Annotated in this window: 22 protein-coding genes; 7 read left to right on the forward strand and 15 right to left on the reverse strand. The window is 58.9% G+C overall.

Annotated elements, in window-relative coordinates; genetic code table 11:
• Nucleotides 1–467: 467 nt before the first annotated feature.
• From RGCCGE502_RS04900 to RGCCGE502_RS04970, 15 genes are all read right to left on the reverse strand, one after another.
• The gene (locus tag RGCCGE502_RS04900) at nucleotides 468–899 is read right to left on the reverse strand and encodes an ASCH domain-containing protein (protein WP_016553056.1); all 432 of its coding nucleotides are present in this window, start codon (nucleotides 897–899) and stop codon (nucleotides 468–470) included.
• Nucleotides 899–1,609, reverse strand: a complete 711-nt coding sequence (locus RGCCGE502_RS37845; protein WP_016553057.1) for a hypothetical protein — start codon at nucleotides 1,607–1,609, stop codon at nucleotides 899–901. The genes RGCCGE502_RS04900 and RGCCGE502_RS37845 overlap by 1 nt, the downstream gene beginning before the upstream one ends.
• The gene (locus tag RGCCGE502_RS04910) at nucleotides 1,606–2,478 is read right to left on the reverse strand and encodes a hypothetical protein (protein WP_016553058.1); all 873 of its coding nucleotides are present in this window, start codon (nucleotides 2,476–2,478) and stop codon (nucleotides 1,606–1,608) included. Before RGCCGE502_RS04910 ends, RGCCGE502_RS37845 begins: the two co-directional genes overlap by 4 nt.
• On the reverse strand, nucleotides 2,475–2,816 hold the full coding sequence (locus tag RGCCGE502_RS04915; protein ID WP_040673988.1) for an HNH endonuclease signature motif containing protein: 342 nt from the start codon (nucleotides 2,814–2,816) through the stop codon (nucleotides 2,475–2,477). Before RGCCGE502_RS04915 ends, RGCCGE502_RS04910 begins: the two co-directional genes overlap by 4 nt.
• Nucleotides 2,813–3,082, reverse strand: coding sequence for a hypothetical protein (locus RGCCGE502_RS04920; protein WP_016553060.1), 270 nt, complete (start codon nucleotides 3,080–3,082; stop codon nucleotides 2,813–2,815). The genes RGCCGE502_RS04915 and RGCCGE502_RS04920 overlap by 4 nt, the downstream gene beginning before the upstream one ends.
• Complete coding sequence (locus RGCCGE502_RS04925; RefSeq protein ID WP_016553061.1) at nucleotides 3,079–3,678, reverse strand: HD domain-containing protein; 600 nt, start codon at nucleotides 3,676–3,678, stop codon at nucleotides 3,079–3,081. The genes RGCCGE502_RS04920 and RGCCGE502_RS04925 overlap by 4 nt, the downstream gene beginning before the upstream one ends.
• Nucleotides 3,675–4,232, reverse strand: a complete 558-nt coding sequence (locus RGCCGE502_RS34445; RefSeq protein ID WP_016553062.1) for a hypothetical protein — start codon at nucleotides 4,230–4,232, stop codon at nucleotides 3,675–3,677. The genes RGCCGE502_RS04925 and RGCCGE502_RS34445 overlap by 4 nt, the downstream gene beginning before the upstream one ends.
• Nucleotides 4,232–4,786, reverse strand: a complete 555-nt coding sequence (locus RGCCGE502_RS04935; RefSeq protein ID WP_016553063.1) for a DUF1643 domain-containing protein — start codon at nucleotides 4,784–4,786, stop codon at nucleotides 4,232–4,234. The genes RGCCGE502_RS34445 and RGCCGE502_RS04935 overlap by 1 nt, the downstream gene beginning before the upstream one ends.
• Entirely contained in the window at nucleotides 4,783–5,946 is a 1,164-nt protein-coding gene (gene dnaN, locus RGCCGE502_RS04940; protein WP_016553064.1) for a DNA polymerase III subunit beta, read from the reverse strand. Before dnaN ends, RGCCGE502_RS04935 begins: the two co-directional genes overlap by 4 nt.
• Entirely contained in the window at nucleotides 5,947–6,147 is a 201-nt protein-coding gene (locus RGCCGE502_RS04945) for a hypothetical protein (RefSeq protein WP_016553065.1), read from the reverse strand.
• The gene (locus tag RGCCGE502_RS04950; protein WP_016553066.1) at nucleotides 6,137–6,511 is read right to left on the reverse strand and encodes a hypothetical protein; all 375 of its coding nucleotides are present in this window, start codon (nucleotides 6,509–6,511) and stop codon (nucleotides 6,137–6,139) included. Before RGCCGE502_RS04950 ends, RGCCGE502_RS04945 begins: the two co-directional genes overlap by 11 nt.
• A 2-nt stretch (nucleotides 6,512–6,513) precedes the next feature.
• The gene (locus RGCCGE502_RS04955) at nucleotides 6,514–6,837 is read right to left on the reverse strand and encodes a hypothetical protein (RefSeq protein ID WP_016553067.1); all 324 of its coding nucleotides are present in this window, start codon (nucleotides 6,835–6,837) and stop codon (nucleotides 6,514–6,516) included.
• 1 nt (nucleotide 6,838) lies between these two features.
• On the reverse strand, nucleotides 6,839–7,018 hold the full coding sequence (locus RGCCGE502_RS04960; protein ID WP_019279694.1) for a hypothetical protein: 180 nt from the start codon (nucleotides 7,016–7,018) through the stop codon (nucleotides 6,839–6,841).
• Between the two features lie 76 nt (nucleotides 7,019–7,094).
• Nucleotides 7,095–7,286 (reverse strand): hypothetical protein, encoded by a 192-nt coding sequence (locus RGCCGE502_RS04965; RefSeq protein WP_016553068.1) that lies wholly within the window; start codon nucleotides 7,284–7,286, stop codon nucleotides 7,095–7,097.
• Between the two features lie 262 nt (nucleotides 7,287–7,548).
• A complete protein-coding gene (locus tag RGCCGE502_RS04970) occupies nucleotides 7,549–8,181 on the reverse strand; it encodes a LexA family transcriptional regulator (RefSeq protein WP_016553069.1) in 633 nt (210 codons plus the stop codon).
• 97 nt (nucleotides 8,182–8,278) lie between these two features.
• On the opposite strand from RGCCGE502_RS04970, the gene RGCCGE502_RS04975 reads away from it, so the two are divergent.
• The 7 genes from RGCCGE502_RS04975 to RGCCGE502_RS05005 all read left to right on the forward strand — a co-directional run bounded on the left by RGCCGE502_RS04975 (nucleotide 8,279) and on the right by RGCCGE502_RS05005 (nucleotide 12,509).
• Entirely contained in the window at nucleotides 8,279–8,560 is a 282-nt protein-coding gene (locus tag RGCCGE502_RS04975; RefSeq protein WP_019279697.1) for a helix-turn-helix domain-containing protein, read from the forward strand.
• 216 nt (nucleotides 8,561–8,776) lie between these two features.
• Nucleotides 8,777–9,244 carry a phage regulatory CII family protein gene (locus RGCCGE502_RS04980; protein WP_016553071.1) on the forward strand — a complete coding sequence of 156 codons (468 nt, stop codon included), beginning with the start codon at nucleotides 8,777–8,779 and terminating at the stop codon, nucleotides 9,242–9,244.
• Nucleotides 9,244–9,456, forward strand: coding sequence for a hypothetical protein (locus tag RGCCGE502_RS04985; protein WP_016553072.1), 213 nt, complete (start codon nucleotides 9,244–9,246; stop codon nucleotides 9,454–9,456). The genes RGCCGE502_RS04980 and RGCCGE502_RS04985 overlap by 1 nt, the downstream gene beginning before the upstream one ends.
• A complete protein-coding gene (locus RGCCGE502_RS37740; protein WP_016553073.1) occupies nucleotides 9,456–9,653 on the forward strand; it encodes a DUF6525 family protein in 198 nt (65 codons plus the stop codon). Before RGCCGE502_RS04985 ends, RGCCGE502_RS37740 begins: the two co-directional genes overlap by 1 nt.
• Nucleotides 9,650–11,158, forward strand: coding sequence for an MT-A70 family methyltransferase (locus tag RGCCGE502_RS04995; protein WP_016553074.1), 1,509 nt, complete (start codon nucleotides 9,650–9,652; stop codon nucleotides 11,156–11,158). The genes RGCCGE502_RS37740 and RGCCGE502_RS04995 overlap by 4 nt, the downstream gene beginning before the upstream one ends.
• On the forward strand, nucleotides 11,158–12,216 hold the full coding sequence (locus RGCCGE502_RS05000; protein WP_016553075.1) for a phosphoadenosine phosphosulfate reductase domain-containing protein: 1,059 nt from the start codon (nucleotides 11,158–11,160) through the stop codon (nucleotides 12,214–12,216). The genes RGCCGE502_RS04995 and RGCCGE502_RS05000 overlap by 1 nt, the downstream gene beginning before the upstream one ends.
• A complete protein-coding gene (locus RGCCGE502_RS05005; protein ID WP_016553076.1) occupies nucleotides 12,213–12,509 on the forward strand; it encodes a hypothetical protein in 297 nt (98 codons plus the stop codon). Before RGCCGE502_RS05000 ends, RGCCGE502_RS05005 begins: the two co-directional genes overlap by 4 nt.
• The last annotated feature ends 78 nt before the right edge of the window (nucleotides 12,510–12,587 follow it).

Below are 12,587 nucleotides of genomic sequence, written 5' to 3' on the forward strand. Positions count from 1 at the left end.
TCCGGATGATTTCCAGGTTGCCTTTCCTGTGCTCCGTGCGCAGGGCAGATTTCGTCAGCGCACCACGAAACAGCAGCTTCGCGGCTTGCGCAAGCGGGATTGGATCGTCAGGGCCAAACTCGTCGAGGACAGCGTGCATCGTCAGGCTTCCCTCGTGGCGGGCGGAGGGCAGGAGGCTCCGCAGATGTCGCAGGTTTCGCCTGGCTGGATGTGGCATTCTCCGCACGGGTCTCCGCCGTCTTTGCGGCTAGGCTGGGGGAATGGCTCTTCATCCGGGCGTTCATAGATATCTGCAGCACACGGCTCGGCACACGAACCGCTGTATCCGTTATAGATTGTGCCAATTCGGTAACCTCTGTCCTGCGCCGAGTGAACATCAGCCGGATCAGCAACATCGATCGTTCCCACCTTGCGATAGCCGGGAGGGCAATCATTGCCGATGAAGGTGTAGTTTTTTCGATCGGTGGTCATGCGGCAATCCTCGCGTGCTCGCGAATGGCGGCGGCCACCTGCTTATTGATCTCAGGTTCGAGATTAAAAAATGAGAGCTGGCCACGGCATTGGATCAACGGGAGCGGGAAAGCATCACGCAGGACGAAGCCGAATTTTCCGTAGAACCACTGGCTATCCATTTCGCGGACGCAATCGACGATGCGGGCCATACCGACCACGCCGCCGCGAGGCATAGCCATCTGGTGATCGTTGTCCTTATCGATCTCAGACTTAGAGACGCCAGCATGCACGATGAACCAGCCGCGGCCCTTTGTCGGCCAGTCGCGGTTCTCCACGTCTTTGCCATCATGGAAGATGTGATACGGATATGGTTGCTTGATGCTCAGGGACTTTATGTCTCCGGCTTCAACGCGATCGGCGAGCTTGTGAAAGTCGACCTGACTCATCACTTCATCTCCTCGTAATCGAGGTAGTAGCCCTTGCCGCAGACGTCGCAGCGATAGCGCTCGCCGTCCATGCCGCCGCCTACTTCCTTCATGTTGGAGCAATCACGGGCAGACGGATCAGCAATACCGCATGGTTGTGGCCCTATCGCTTCATCTTGGGGCGATGGGATGACGGAAGCCATGAACTCGGCCATGGCTGCGTAGTCGGTGGTATCCCAAACAGCGCCAATGCCGCCGCATTCATGGCAGCCTAAGCCGAGATGGCATTTCATGATCGAGCTATAGGCTCCGGTAGGAACCCCTTCGTTCAGTTCATGGCAACCGCTGCAGGACCGCCATACTCCATCCCCGCCAAGCTGCCGCTCGACGCCGTCCAGTTCGATAGGCGGCGACTGCGGGGTGGGAGCCCTCATGTCATCGTCTAGCATCCGCTGCCAGCGGCGGAAACCGTTCAGCTTGCGGTCGGCACGAGCTTCGTCGTATTCGTCGTTTACCAGCTCCCGCAGCCACTGGACCGCCGCATCAAGGTCGGAAATCTCTTCGAAGAGTGCCTGACGGTTCGGCTTGCCGCTGACGGGCTCGCTCTGGTCGAGGCCTTGAATTAGGCAGCGGGCGAGGATGGCGGCAAGCTCGTTGGCTTCCTCGCATGCCTTGCCGAGCGCCTGGTGAATGATGACGTCCGGCTCTGGCTTCCAAAGAGTAATGCTCATGCTGCCTCCTTTTGCGCGCCGGCATATCCGCCCCACTGGGCAGCTGCGGCATCGGCGATTCCTGGAAATGTTTCGGAACGGATCTTCCAACGATCGGGGCCCGGCGGGGCGCGGTGGATCTTGGACCACAGCTTATGCTCCTCGGTGCCGGCCTTCGGCGGTGTCAGCTTGTTCGTCGGCACCAGCTTCGGAAGGCTTTTCAGGAAGAACGACGTGCCCTTGAAGGCCTCGTCGCCGAACCACCACGGCTGGACGGTCTGAGCCGGGTCGACGTAGTTCTCGATACGGGCCTTCGCATGCCGGTGCATGACCGGGTTCTCGATGGCGATGCGTTCTATGGGCGCATTCCAGCAGGCCGAGAACAGATCCGCACCCTTATCCAGCTCGCGCCACATGAAGGCTAGGCGTGCATCTCTGTCCATCGCCAAATAGGTAAGCTGATCCTCTGCCGAGTAGGTCTCATTCAGCTTCGTCGGCGGCTCAGTGAGCCAGCGGACGCCACTGTTGCAGAGCCTGGTGCAGGGCGGATGCATGACGGCGAGCAGATCCCAACCGTCATTCAGCAGATCGCGGACATCGCAGATGATGTGACGGTTACTGCGGTCATCGGATGGCAACAGATCGCACGACCACACATCGTGGCCGAGCCGATCGAAGGCGCGGCGCATCATACCGGACGTCTCGCAGCCAATCAGAATTCTCACTGGCGAACCTCTCGAATGGACGTGCTGATCAAAAATTTTTTGGAAGTCCCACTTGGGACCGGCTTCGCGGAACGCCTTGAACGCGAGCCACATGGCTTTCGCCTTCGTATCGGCAAGGAAGCGCTCAGGAGCGTACCCGTACACCTCGACAGAGAAGGTCTTCATTCCGCAGCCTCGCAAACTATGGCGCGTTTCGCCTGCTCGCGGCGGATGGCGTTTCGTTTTCTAGTGACCATTTCAAGGTGATCGGGGTGAGGGCGAACGCACAGCCGGTTGCGGCAAACGTGGTCAAGTTCCTTCTTGCCGGGGATATAGCCGTGTTCGTTGGTCCACAAAACGATGTGGACGGCGACAGTCTGGCCAGCGAGGGCCATACGAGGGTAACCAGCACCTCGACCTTCTGTCCCGGATGTCGGTCCGGTCCAGATCCAGCAACCTGTCTTCTCATCGATCCGGACGCGTGCCATGACCTTTTCGCGGATGCTGTCGCGTCGGCTCATCAGACCCAAAACTCCAACTCATGCTTGAGATCGGCATAGATCGAAGAGTAGCGCTGGCTGTTTTCATCCTCAGTGAGGCATTCGATTGCAATTTTCGCAGCATCCAAGAGCTTTTCGACAACTTCGATATCGCCGAAACTGCCATTTATATCAGCTCCCTCGCGGCTGAAGCGCAGCAGCTCGGTTACAGCTTCCGATGCCTGGTGGGCCGCAGCGACGGCGTGTGTCTGCCGATCGGCGTCTGACATGTTGTAGACATCGACCGTCATGGGTTCACCAGCTGGTGATAGCGATTCAGGAATGACTGAGCGGCAACCTCGGGAGCCCACGGGATGATTTCCCAATCGTACGGCTGAGCGTAGTCGTCGATCCCCCACCGCTCACCCTTCCATGGAAGGAGGTCGCGGCGTTCAGTAGCAAGCATCCTCAAATCAGCACGCTTGATTTCTAACGGATCGGTGATTGCCACACTGAATCTTGCGAGGATTGCCGCCTCACACTTCTTCTCGATCGCTTTGAAGGACGGGTTTAGTGACTTTAGCGGTGCGTTCATATCGCCGCACACGGCCTCGCCAACCTCGTGCATCAGAGCTTCCAGCGCGAGTTCATCGGGGACAGAGTGACTCATCCGAACGCAGTGCTCGGCAACAGAGTAGAACACGCGTTTTTGCAAGATGCGGCTATAGCACTGGCCGGCGCAGCGGCCCTCGTAGGCGAGGCCATAGGCGATATCCTCGATAGTGATCTCCGAATTCCACGGGTCTTCGAAGTCGAAATAGGTGCCAGATCCCAGAAGGATCGTCGGACCGACAGCACGGCGGATCGCGCTATCACGCATTTTTTCGATGGTGACTTCCTTGGTCATACGACCTCCTTCATCCAGGATTCAAATTCGGCACGCAGTTTCAGCCAAAGCTTTCTGGCATTTGCGTCGGTGTTGATGTGGCTGCGGCTATCCACCTTCAGCAGGTAGCGAACGTGCTTAGCGACAACGTTGTCCTCATCCATGGCCGGTAGCTCCTTCTCTTCAAAGAGGAAGCGGCGGAATGCGGGCTCCTTGCACATCATGGCGCAATTGGCGGCATAGTTCGGCTCGTCGGACTTTTCCTGCCTCGGCTCGGCGCCGCGCGGATCTTCGGGCGGCTTGAGCTTGCGGATCTCTGCGAATGCCGCGTCGAGCAGTGTCAGCAGAGCGCGGATCAGGAGGGGCGCCTTCATCATGAGACGACGATCGTCGTAGCTGCAGTCTCGGGTTAGGAGCGCAATAGGCACAACCTCGCCGGTCTGTCGGTCGACGATGCAGATCTCGGCCCGTTGATCCCTCAAATTATAGGACTCGCTCCACGCCTCGCTTGCGAGGCCTGCAATCTCGCGAGCCATAGGAAGCAGAGGTTTTGCGTCGTTCAGCCGCATGAACATCACATAACCTCCAGCGCATTGCGAAACATGAGTGGCTGCTGATCTCGTGGGATGCGGTTGCGTCCCCGCGACATCGGATGCTTCGGAGATCCGTCCTTATTTCTGCCAAGGCAGACGAGGCTGACGGTATGGAGGCGGGCGCGCGAGATGAACCATTCGTCGCGGTCAAGGTGATTGCCGCCATTGCCCCACGCGGCCAACACAGGCGTGCCCTGATGGCGGGAGAAGGTGAGGGCGGATTCGATGAACTCGCCATTCTTAGGACCGACGCATGCGCCTTCCGCCATCATCACACTCGGGTGCGAAGCGCGGAAGGCGTTGAGGTTTACAACGATCAGGCCGCTGTAGCCCCAGAGCTTGCCGAAGTACGTCAGTTCGCGCAGCGTCGGATCGTCTTTTTCGTCGTCAGCTGTCGATGGGTTCAGCATGCAGACGACGAGAAGGCGCTTGCCGGCATCCCATGTGCGGCAGAGTTCGTATCGGTAGCGCTTGCAGTCGGAAATGACTGCGCTCTTCTGGGTGCCAATTTCGCCCGATATCGACAGCTGGCTCATGCCGCCTCGCTTTCGTGGGCGGTCACAGACGACGCTCCTGTGATCCTCATGACCCCAACCATCATGACCGTGTTGGGATCACCGGCAGTGGACAGGAATGCAGGGTTGCGGCCTTCGCCCACGATGATTTCGACCTCGTCACGGTCGAGATGTTCAAGGGCGGCTATTACGTAGCGACCGTTGTAACCCTGCCGGATCTCGCCGTCGCACTGGATCTGGATCTCGTCGCTTGCCTCGCCCCCGACTGCATCGCTGCTGGACTGCAGAACAAGGCGACCTGGCTGAAAATCGAAGGCGACGCCGCTCATCTTGTCGGAGCTGATCGTCAGCACGCGCGCCAAAGCCGTCGCCAGCGCCTGCGCACTAAAAGTGGCCCGTACGCCATTCTTGCTCGGGGAAAGGGCCTTGTAGGGCACGAAATCGCCGTCAACGAGCTTCGAGGTCAGGACGGCCTCATCGCTGGCGACGCGGATTTTGTCCTCGGAAAGGTCAATTGTCACATCTTCCTTCTTGTCGAGGATCTTCACGATCGCCGGTATCGCCGCGTTCGGAACGGTGACTGATGGGACCCCGTAAAGGTCCTGATCGAATTCGATCGACGACAGGAAGCGCTTGGCCAGCCGGTTTCCGTTGGATGCGCAAACCATCAGCCCGTCGGCTTCTGCGTCGAGCCGAACGCCGCAGTAGGCGTAGCGCTGTTCGTTCGTCTCGACAGCGAAGGAAACGGCCTTCAGGGCTTTCAGGAAATTGACCGCGCTGAGGCTAAGCTGATGAGGCAGGTTGCCTGACGGCATAACGGGAAAGTCGCTCGCGGGCAGGACCGGGAGCTTCGTCCGGAAGGCGCCAGAGCGGATGCGGATGTCGGAAATCTTTCCCGCGGTGCGCCCTGCCTCGACGGTGATGTTGAAGCCATCCGCAACGTTCTTGACGATGTCGACGAGCATCTGTGCCGGGCAGGCAAAGGGCTCGAAATCGCGCCCGATCTCTGCCGAAAATGTTGATCGGATCTCCTGGTCAAGGTTCGTTCCAGTGATCGACAGCCTGTCGCCCTCACGGTCGAACAGGACATGCGTGAGAACCGGTATTTTTGCCTTTCCGTCGACCGCATCTTTCGCGACAGAGAGCGCCGCAGCGATAGAGGCTTTTTCGGTGATGAACATTTACACCCCCGCCTTTGTCTTGCAGCGATCAGCGAGGCGCAGTTCCGCAGCCGGTGGGCGGAGGTTGCACTCTGCTCCGAACAAGTCGTGGACGATCTGCAGCAGTTCGAGGGTTGGCTCGCGATCAGCAATCGCGCGATACAGATGCTCGATGCCGGCGTGATCAGAATTGATGGCAGGGCTGTAGCCATTAATGTACATGACTGCCTCCGATTGTCGGCTTGCTGGCAATCTCCGCTACGTGCATGCTGACGCGAGGGAGCGATAGCTGACGCAGCTGAAACGCGCCGCCCATATAGAAATCACGCATGAAGGTGACGCGATCCTCACGGAAGCGGACGTCGCCGTTACGGGCAGCGCGTGGTGGCGGCGCGCGGTTGAGGGCCTCCTCCGCCAAGCGAACGGCGCTGCTGCGGACCTCGATCAAACCGTATCGGTCCAGATGGATACGCAGCGCGCGAACGCCGACTTCGTAGGTCTCGGCGATATGCTCGATGCTCATGCCTGAGGCCAGATGGGCTGCAAGCGTTTCCCGATCGGGAACCTTTCTTCTATGGTGCGGCATGCTCATTCTCCATTGACCTGCAGCCACTGGCGCACGGCGCGCGAGAGATCGCGGTCGCGGTTGGAACTGCAGAGGTTGATGATGTTGAGGACGGCTGGGAGCAGCTCGCGCAGCGTCTCGCCATCCATGAGGGCGTCACCGGGGCCGAGGGCGTCATCATTGACGATGCGCACGGCGGCATTCGCCAGATCCTTGTTCACGAGCGAGAGCTTGTCAGACGCTGCCAGAACCTGCCTGAGCTGATAGTCCGGCATGTCGCGGTCCTCCAACTTGCTGGCGATGCGAAGGCGCGGCTTCTCAGTCGCTGGAAAGCGAGTGACCTCCATTTCAGATCCTATCCGCCAGCGAGGAGGCGCGTTCGGCCGCACAAAGGGCGGCAAAAATCGCCTGCATGTTCCAGTAGACCAGCACGGCAATGATGACCTTGAGCCACAGAACGTCGCGGCGACGGCGCGCCTCGATCTCATCAGCCGAAATGCAGATTGGCTTGATTTTAAAGTGCTGCATGGGAACGAAGCTCCATCCGTTTCGGAACCCGCTTGCCGCTAGGGGTGGCGCGACAAGCGGTGACCGAAGCGGATACTCAGGCCGCAATCGGCATTCCCGCGTGACGGACGCGCTCAGCGACGGACGCCGCGTTGCGTGCCTGGCTCTCCTTGCTGATGCCTGCGGCGATGAGCTGCGCTTCCGTCATCGCGCCGCGCTCCTGCCAGAGCCGGAACATGGTTTCGCGATCGAGCTTATCGGATGCTGTGAGTTGGGCGATGCGCTGCATTCTTTTTCTCCTATGCCTCTCCCGGTTTCGCCGCTGCTCAGGGAGGAGGAGAGAGCAGCGGCGCGCCCCGTGGGCGATCCGGCTTTGGGAGGAGGAGAAGTCCGGACAGCTAGAATATGTCGAATATCGACAATGACTGTCAAGGAGAAAAGTTGTCGATTATCGTCAATATGCGGAAATCCAGCGTTAAGCCATTGACGCATATCGGCAAAAGAAAAGGCGGCACAAAGGCCGCCTCAGTTAAATCGTTGGAGGGTGTTCCTTAGTCTTCGCGCTGGACGCTGAAGACGATCCTTCCAACGATGCGGACAATATTGCCGTCGCCCTCGGTAAGATCGATCGGCAACTGATGGCGTGGATCGCTCGACTCCGGCAGCAACCAATATTTGCCGTCGTCATCCATCCAGAGCTTCTTGACGGTAGCCTCTCTCAGTCCGTCCGGGCGCTCAACCTCGATGATGTACCTTTTACCAACAGCGGGACTTTCACCGGTTTCCTGAATGTCGGTATAGATCACCGCCGAACCTTCAGGGTAACGCCTGTTCATAGAGGGTCCACGGGTTTCTGCGCCGTGCAAGGACAAATTTCTGAACTGTTCATCATCCGGAACGACTACCTCATACCAATCGTCTTCCGGCCAAACATTGGACTCTGCCCACTGCCCCGCCTGGACGTGTTGACGGATGCTAACACGACGCACATGACCGGTATCTGAAATGAAGTCTGCTGGCTCGCGGTGAAAGATCTCCGCGAGTCGCTTGAGCTTTGAAAGGGTCAGTTCCGTCTTTCCCTTTTCGAGACGGTTATAGTTCTCGGTGGAAATATCCATCTCTGCGGCGACCTCGGCTTGGGTCTTCCCGCTGGATTCCCTGATCTTTTTAAGTTGGTTCGTCATGACTAAACTTATAACGAAAATCGTCAAATCATGTATGACGCAAATCGACAATGAAAGAGCTTGACTCTAGTTGTCGATAATCGACATATTGGCGGGCATGAGATTGAAGCTGTGGCGACAGACGCACGAACACACCCTGGCGGAAATGGCCGGTATTCTCGCAATTGAGAATGCTCGGACGTATCAGCGCTACGAGGATGGCGAGAACAGAGCCGACGCCCCGCTTGTCGAACGCATTCTTGCTGCCACCGAAGGCGCGGTTTCGCTCGACGACCTTCACCAGCAGCGCCTTGACTGGTTGCGCGCCAACAAGCCGGAGGCGTTCAATACCGGCGCGCCAGCGGATACCCCTCTTATGATGGAGGCGGCATGTCGTTAGGTTCCTTGCGCAGCCAGTGGAGTGTCTGCGCCAACTCGCGCCGGGCTGGCGGACCTCCAATGCCCGGCGCGCCTTCTCTTTGCAGTGCAGTTCGGTCGTTCGTCCAGCCATGCGGCCCTCCGTGATTTGCTGACGAACCACCGATAGGGCGCGACCCAGCGCCGATCATCGAATCCATTTCCGATTTTGTTTCCTTGATTTCGAGGGAGAGTACCTGTGCGCACAATTTCCGAGATCGAAATCCGATCAATCAAATCCGCAACCGAAGCGTCCTACACCTTGGGTGGCGGCGTCACCGCGTTTCCGGAGCTGACGCGCGTCAATGTTTCGACGCTCTCAAAGTATGCGTCGTTCAATGATGATCTGAAGGAAAGCGTCATTCCTTGTGACGTGGCAATCGAAGCCGATCGACGCGCAAAAAGTCCCGCGATCGTCAGCGCAATGGCGCGGCTACTTGGATACCGGCTAGTTCCCGACCAGGCAGAGCAGATTGACGGTCCGATAACTGAGCATGACGCCCATCGCGTCCTTTCGGAAAGCATGGATCTGTCGAAGGCGATCCTGAATGCTCTTCTCGATAACCGCATCGATGCCTTGGAGCGCAAGCAGATCGCGCGGGAAGGTCGCGAAGCCCTACGCGCTATAGAGCAGGTTTTGGTTAAGCTCGAAGAGGGAGGCGCTTGATGGAACAGGCGATTGGACCTGATGGTCACGCGCTTCTCCGCCGCATTCGGCTTCTTCGCGATCAGCATCTCGCCGCAGACGAGACGGACAGACAATTGCTTCTGTCGCTAATCGCGCGCGGCCATGTGCGTCGCTGCGGTTCGGCTCATGCGCGACTGACACTCACCTCGAAGGGTAACACCCAACTCGACCGCCTAATGAGGTGCGAGTGATGAACATTCTGGCGCCGTCCACCACTCATCAACGCATGCAGGCGTTTGACAGCCTGCCAAAGCCGCTCCGGATCGCAATTTCCGGAGCGGCTTTCCCTTACGACCCACGTGAGATCGCAGAGCGCATCGCCAAGGGTCGTCGTCCAGAAACCATTCTGCGGGGCATCGTCCGCTGCGAGCGGAGGGCTCAACAATGAACGCAAGGGCACATCAGGTCTCGCGGGATCGCCAGACCGATCTTCTGGCCCGCGCAAGACGCGACGGGTTCGTTATCAGTGAAACATCGGCGGAGCGCCTGTCCTGCATCAAACTCAACACCAAGGGTTTGCTTGCGCGCGATCCGAAGGCGGCGGACAAGTGGTATCTCACGGACAAGGCTGCCGCCGAGCATCCGCCTGAGGCTGAGCCGGCTGGGTCGGCGGAGCGAACCATTATCCGTCGTCGCATCGACAGCATCGACAGCGCAGATCGGCTGCGCGTTGTCGACCAGGCGGCGGTTGAGGCTCTCAAGCCATCGATCCGAGAGCACGGTTTAAAGACGCCGATCACGGTGCAGGGCAAGCCCAGCGATGAGCGCGTGACGCTCTGTGCAGGAAAGCACCGCCTGGAGGCCATGCGCCAGCTCGGCGAGGAATTGATCGACTGCTTCCACGAGGATGTCGATGACCTCGATCGAGAGCTTTGGGAAATCGACGAAAATCTGATCCGGTCGGAGCTGACGCCCGCTGATCGGGCGTTGTTCGTCGCGCGACGCAAGGAAATCTACCTTCTGAAGCATCCCGAAACTGCTCATGGCGGCGATAGATCAAGTCGCCAAGTTGGCGACTTGCTTAGTGCTCGTCGGTTCAGTGCTGCGACAGCGGAAGCAACTGGGCAGAGCGAGCGCGCCATTCAGCGGGACGCATCTCGTGGAGAGCGTATCACGGAGATGGCTCTGCACCTCGTGCGTGGGACGCGGCTGAACAGCGGCGCTTTCCTCGATCGATTGAAGACCGTCGCGGAGGACAAGCAGGTTCTCTACGTCAAGGCAGCCCTCGACGACGAAAAACGCAAGGCTGCCGAGGTGAAGGAAAACCGGCGGGCGCTCTCTGAAGTCCGCCATGCTGTGCGACTGACCCACATGGCGCATGTTACCGCAAACGGCGCGGCGACCGCCGGTCAGGTAGCCCACAAGTTCCCGATCATTTATGCGGACCCGCCATGGAAATTCGGCGTCCACTCGGAGGTGACGGGGCGCGAGAAGAGCCCAGAGAACCACTATCCGACCATGACGACGCACGAGATCTGCGCGCTTTGGGAACAGATCGGATCGCCGGCGAAGCAGGACTCCGTTCTATTTCTCTGGGCAACAAACCCGATGCTGCCGGATGCGCTGAGCGTAATGGCTGCGTGGGGCTTCGCCTACGTGCATCACTGGATATGGGACAAGGAGGTTGCTGGCACCGGTTACTGGGGCCGTGACCGCCACGAGCTGCTGCTGATTGGGCGGCGCGGAAACCCTGCCGCGCCCTTGCCTGGTAGCCAACCGCAGACCGTCCATCGCGAGACGAAGGGGCGGCACAGCGCTAAGCCTGCCTTCTTTGCCGAAACGATCGAGCGTTTGTATCCGGATATGCCACGCCTCGAAATGTTCTGCCGCGACCCGCGTCCGGGCTGGACGGCGTGGGGCTTCGAGGCCAAGGCGGAAGGCGAGGTGGCTTGATGTTCCCCGTCTCGTCTCTCCCATTCGTTGATCAAGCTATTTGGGCAGAATCTCCCGTAGCGATCGGCGTATCCGGAGGCAAAGACAGTCAGGCGGCAGCGCTGGCGACGTTCCAATATCTTGACCAACTGGGGCATCAAGGTCCACGGGTTCTTGTTCACGCCGATCTTGGTGTTGTCGAGTGGAAGGATAGTCTGCGCGTTTGCGAGGAGCTTGCAGGCCATCTTGGTTGCGAGCTTTTGGTTGTCCGCCGCAAGGCCGGCGACTTAATGGATCGATGGGAAGCGCGATGGCGTTCCAGCGTCGATAGATACGCGGCCCTTGAAACGGTAACCCTAGTTCCATGCTGGTCAACTCCGCGAATGAGGTTCTGCACCTCGGAACTCAAGACTCATGTCATTCAGGCCGAGCTGAGGCGGCGATACAAAGGCCAAACGGTCATCAATGTGACGGGGGTTCGCCGCGAGGAAAGCGCAGCGAGATCCAAATCGACCGTTGCTGACGAAGGCGCGGCCAATGACAGCTTCATCAACTGGCGGCCTATCGTGGATTGGACCGTGCGGGAAGTGTTTAGCGCGATCGACGCCAGTGGCCTCGCCCCACATCCTGCTTATCGCGAAGGTGGGATGAGCCGAGTTTCCTGCATGTTCTGCATTATGTCGAACATTGCGGATCTGATGGCTGCCGCTGCGCAGCCCGAGAGCCACGATCTCTATCGTCGGATGATAGGGCTTGAATGCGACAGCAGCTTCGCGTTCCAAGGCTCCAGGTGGCTTGGCGATGTCGCACCGCAGCTGCTCACGTCAGATCTTCACGAGCGCCTCATCGTAGCCAAATCGACAGCACTCTGGCGCACACAGGCAGAGGCTCGCATCACTGAAGGCATGCTGTATGTCAAGGGATGGCCCACCCGTATGCTTACGGATGCAGAGGCGGACATCCTAGCCGGCGTCAGAGCAGAGATCGGCGCGCTCTTCGGCATTGAATGCGCTTTCCTCGATCGTGAGAGCATCCATGATCGCTATGCGGAGCTGATGCGTCAGCGGGAGGCGGCATGAGCCAGTTCCTCCGACCAGAAATCGATGATTGCGAGAACGACGCAGAACGCGCGAACTGGCTTCTCACGTCGCCGATCGACTGCCTTATCCGCGATGAGAACTTCATTCGAATGGTTCTTCGCGGGACTCATTTTCATGCCGGCCTTGCCTACCTCGAAGCTGAGCTTTCGCACCTACGCGAGCCACGGCGCGAGGACGGTTGGCCGGTTCAGATTCTTGCTATAGCGGCCGCACGGGGACGGCTGAAACGAATTGCGAGCGGTGCGACGCTCAAATCGGAGGCAAATCCGTAAAACCATGGAATGGCAGCACGAGGCTTATCGGTCCGTTTTCTTCTGCGGCGGCGTGAAGATCGGCACAGTAAATCCACC

Source organism: Rhizobium grahamii CCGE 502 (assembly GCF_000298315.2).
Classification (GTDB): domain Bacteria; phylum Pseudomonadota; class Alphaproteobacteria; order Rhizobiales; family Rhizobiaceae; genus Rhizobium; species Rhizobium grahamii.

Bases quoted from the DNA above. Each gene is read 5' to 3' on its own strand.
- RGCCGE502_RS04960 (WP_019279694.1), bottom strand. From the start codon at position 7,018: ATGCAGCACTTTAAAATCAAGCCAATCTGCATTTCGGCTGATGAGATC.
- RGCCGE502_RS04910 (WP_016553058.1), bottom strand. From the start codon at position 2,478: ATGAAGACCTTCTCTGTCGAGGTGTACGGGTACGCTCCTGAGCGCTTC.
- RGCCGE502_RS04945 (WP_016553065.1), bottom strand. From the start codon at position 6,147: ATGTACATTAATGGCTACAGCCCTGCCATCAATTCTGATCACGCCGGC.
- RGCCGE502_RS34445 (WP_016553062.1), bottom strand. From the start codon at position 4,232: ATGTTCATGCGGCTGAACGACGCAAAACCTCTGCTTCCTATGGCTCGC.
- RGCCGE502_RS05005 (WP_016553076.1), top strand. From the start codon at position 12,213: ATGAGCCAGTTCCTCCGACCAGAAATCGATGATTGCGAGAACGACGCA.
- RGCCGE502_RS04985 (WP_016553072.1), top strand. From the start codon at position 9,244: ATGGAACAGGCGATTGGACCTGATGGTCACGCGCTTCTCCGCCGCATT.
- dnaN (WP_016553064.1), bottom strand. From the start codon at position 5,946: ATGTTCATCACCGAAAAAGCCTCTATCGCTGCGGCGCTCTCTGTCGCG.
- RGCCGE502_RS37845 (WP_016553057.1), bottom strand. From the start codon at position 1,609: ATGAGCATTACTCTTTGGAAGCCAGAGCCGGACGTCATCATTCACCAG.
- RGCCGE502_RS04925 (WP_016553061.1), bottom strand. From the start codon at position 3,678: ATGACCAAGGAAGTCACCATCGAAAAAATGCGTGATAGCGCGATCCGC.
- RGCCGE502_RS04900 (WP_016553056.1), bottom strand. From the start codon at position 899: ATGAGTCAGGTCGACTTTCACAAGCTCGCCGATCGCGTTGAAGCCGGA.
- RGCCGE502_RS37740 (WP_016553073.1), top strand. From the start codon at position 9,456: ATGAACATTCTGGCGCCGTCCACCACTCATCAACGCATGCAGGCGTTT.
- RGCCGE502_RS05000 (WP_016553075.1), top strand. From the start codon at position 11,158: ATGTTCCCCGTCTCGTCTCTCCCATTCGTTGATCAAGCTATTTGGGCA.
- RGCCGE502_RS04955 (WP_016553067.1), bottom strand. From the start codon at position 6,837: ATGGAGGTCACTCGCTTTCCAGCGACTGAGAAGCCGCGCCTTCGCATC.
- RGCCGE502_RS04965 (WP_016553068.1), bottom strand. From the start codon at position 7,286: ATGCAGCGCATCGCCCAACTCACAGCATCCGATAAGCTCGATCGCGAA.
- RGCCGE502_RS04970 (WP_016553069.1), bottom strand. From the start codon at position 8,181: ATGACGAACCAACTTAAAAAGATCAGGGAATCCAGCGGGAAGACCCAA.
- RGCCGE502_RS04950 (WP_016553066.1), bottom strand. From the start codon at position 6,511: ATGCCGCACCATAGAAGAAAGGTTCCCGATCGGGAAACGCTTGCAGCC.
- RGCCGE502_RS04975 (WP_019279697.1), top strand. From the start codon at position 8,279: ATGAGATTGAAGCTGTGGCGACAGACGCACGAACACACCCTGGCGGAA.
- RGCCGE502_RS04920 (WP_016553060.1), bottom strand. From the start codon at position 3,082: ATGACGGTCGATGTCTACAACATGTCAGACGCCGATCGGCAGACACAC.
- RGCCGE502_RS04995 (WP_016553074.1), top strand. From the start codon at position 9,650: ATGAACGCAAGGGCACATCAGGTCTCGCGGGATCGCCAGACCGATCTT.
- RGCCGE502_RS04935 (WP_016553063.1), bottom strand. From the start codon at position 4,786: ATGAGCCAGCTGTCGATATCGGGCGAAATTGGCACCCAGAAGAGCGCA.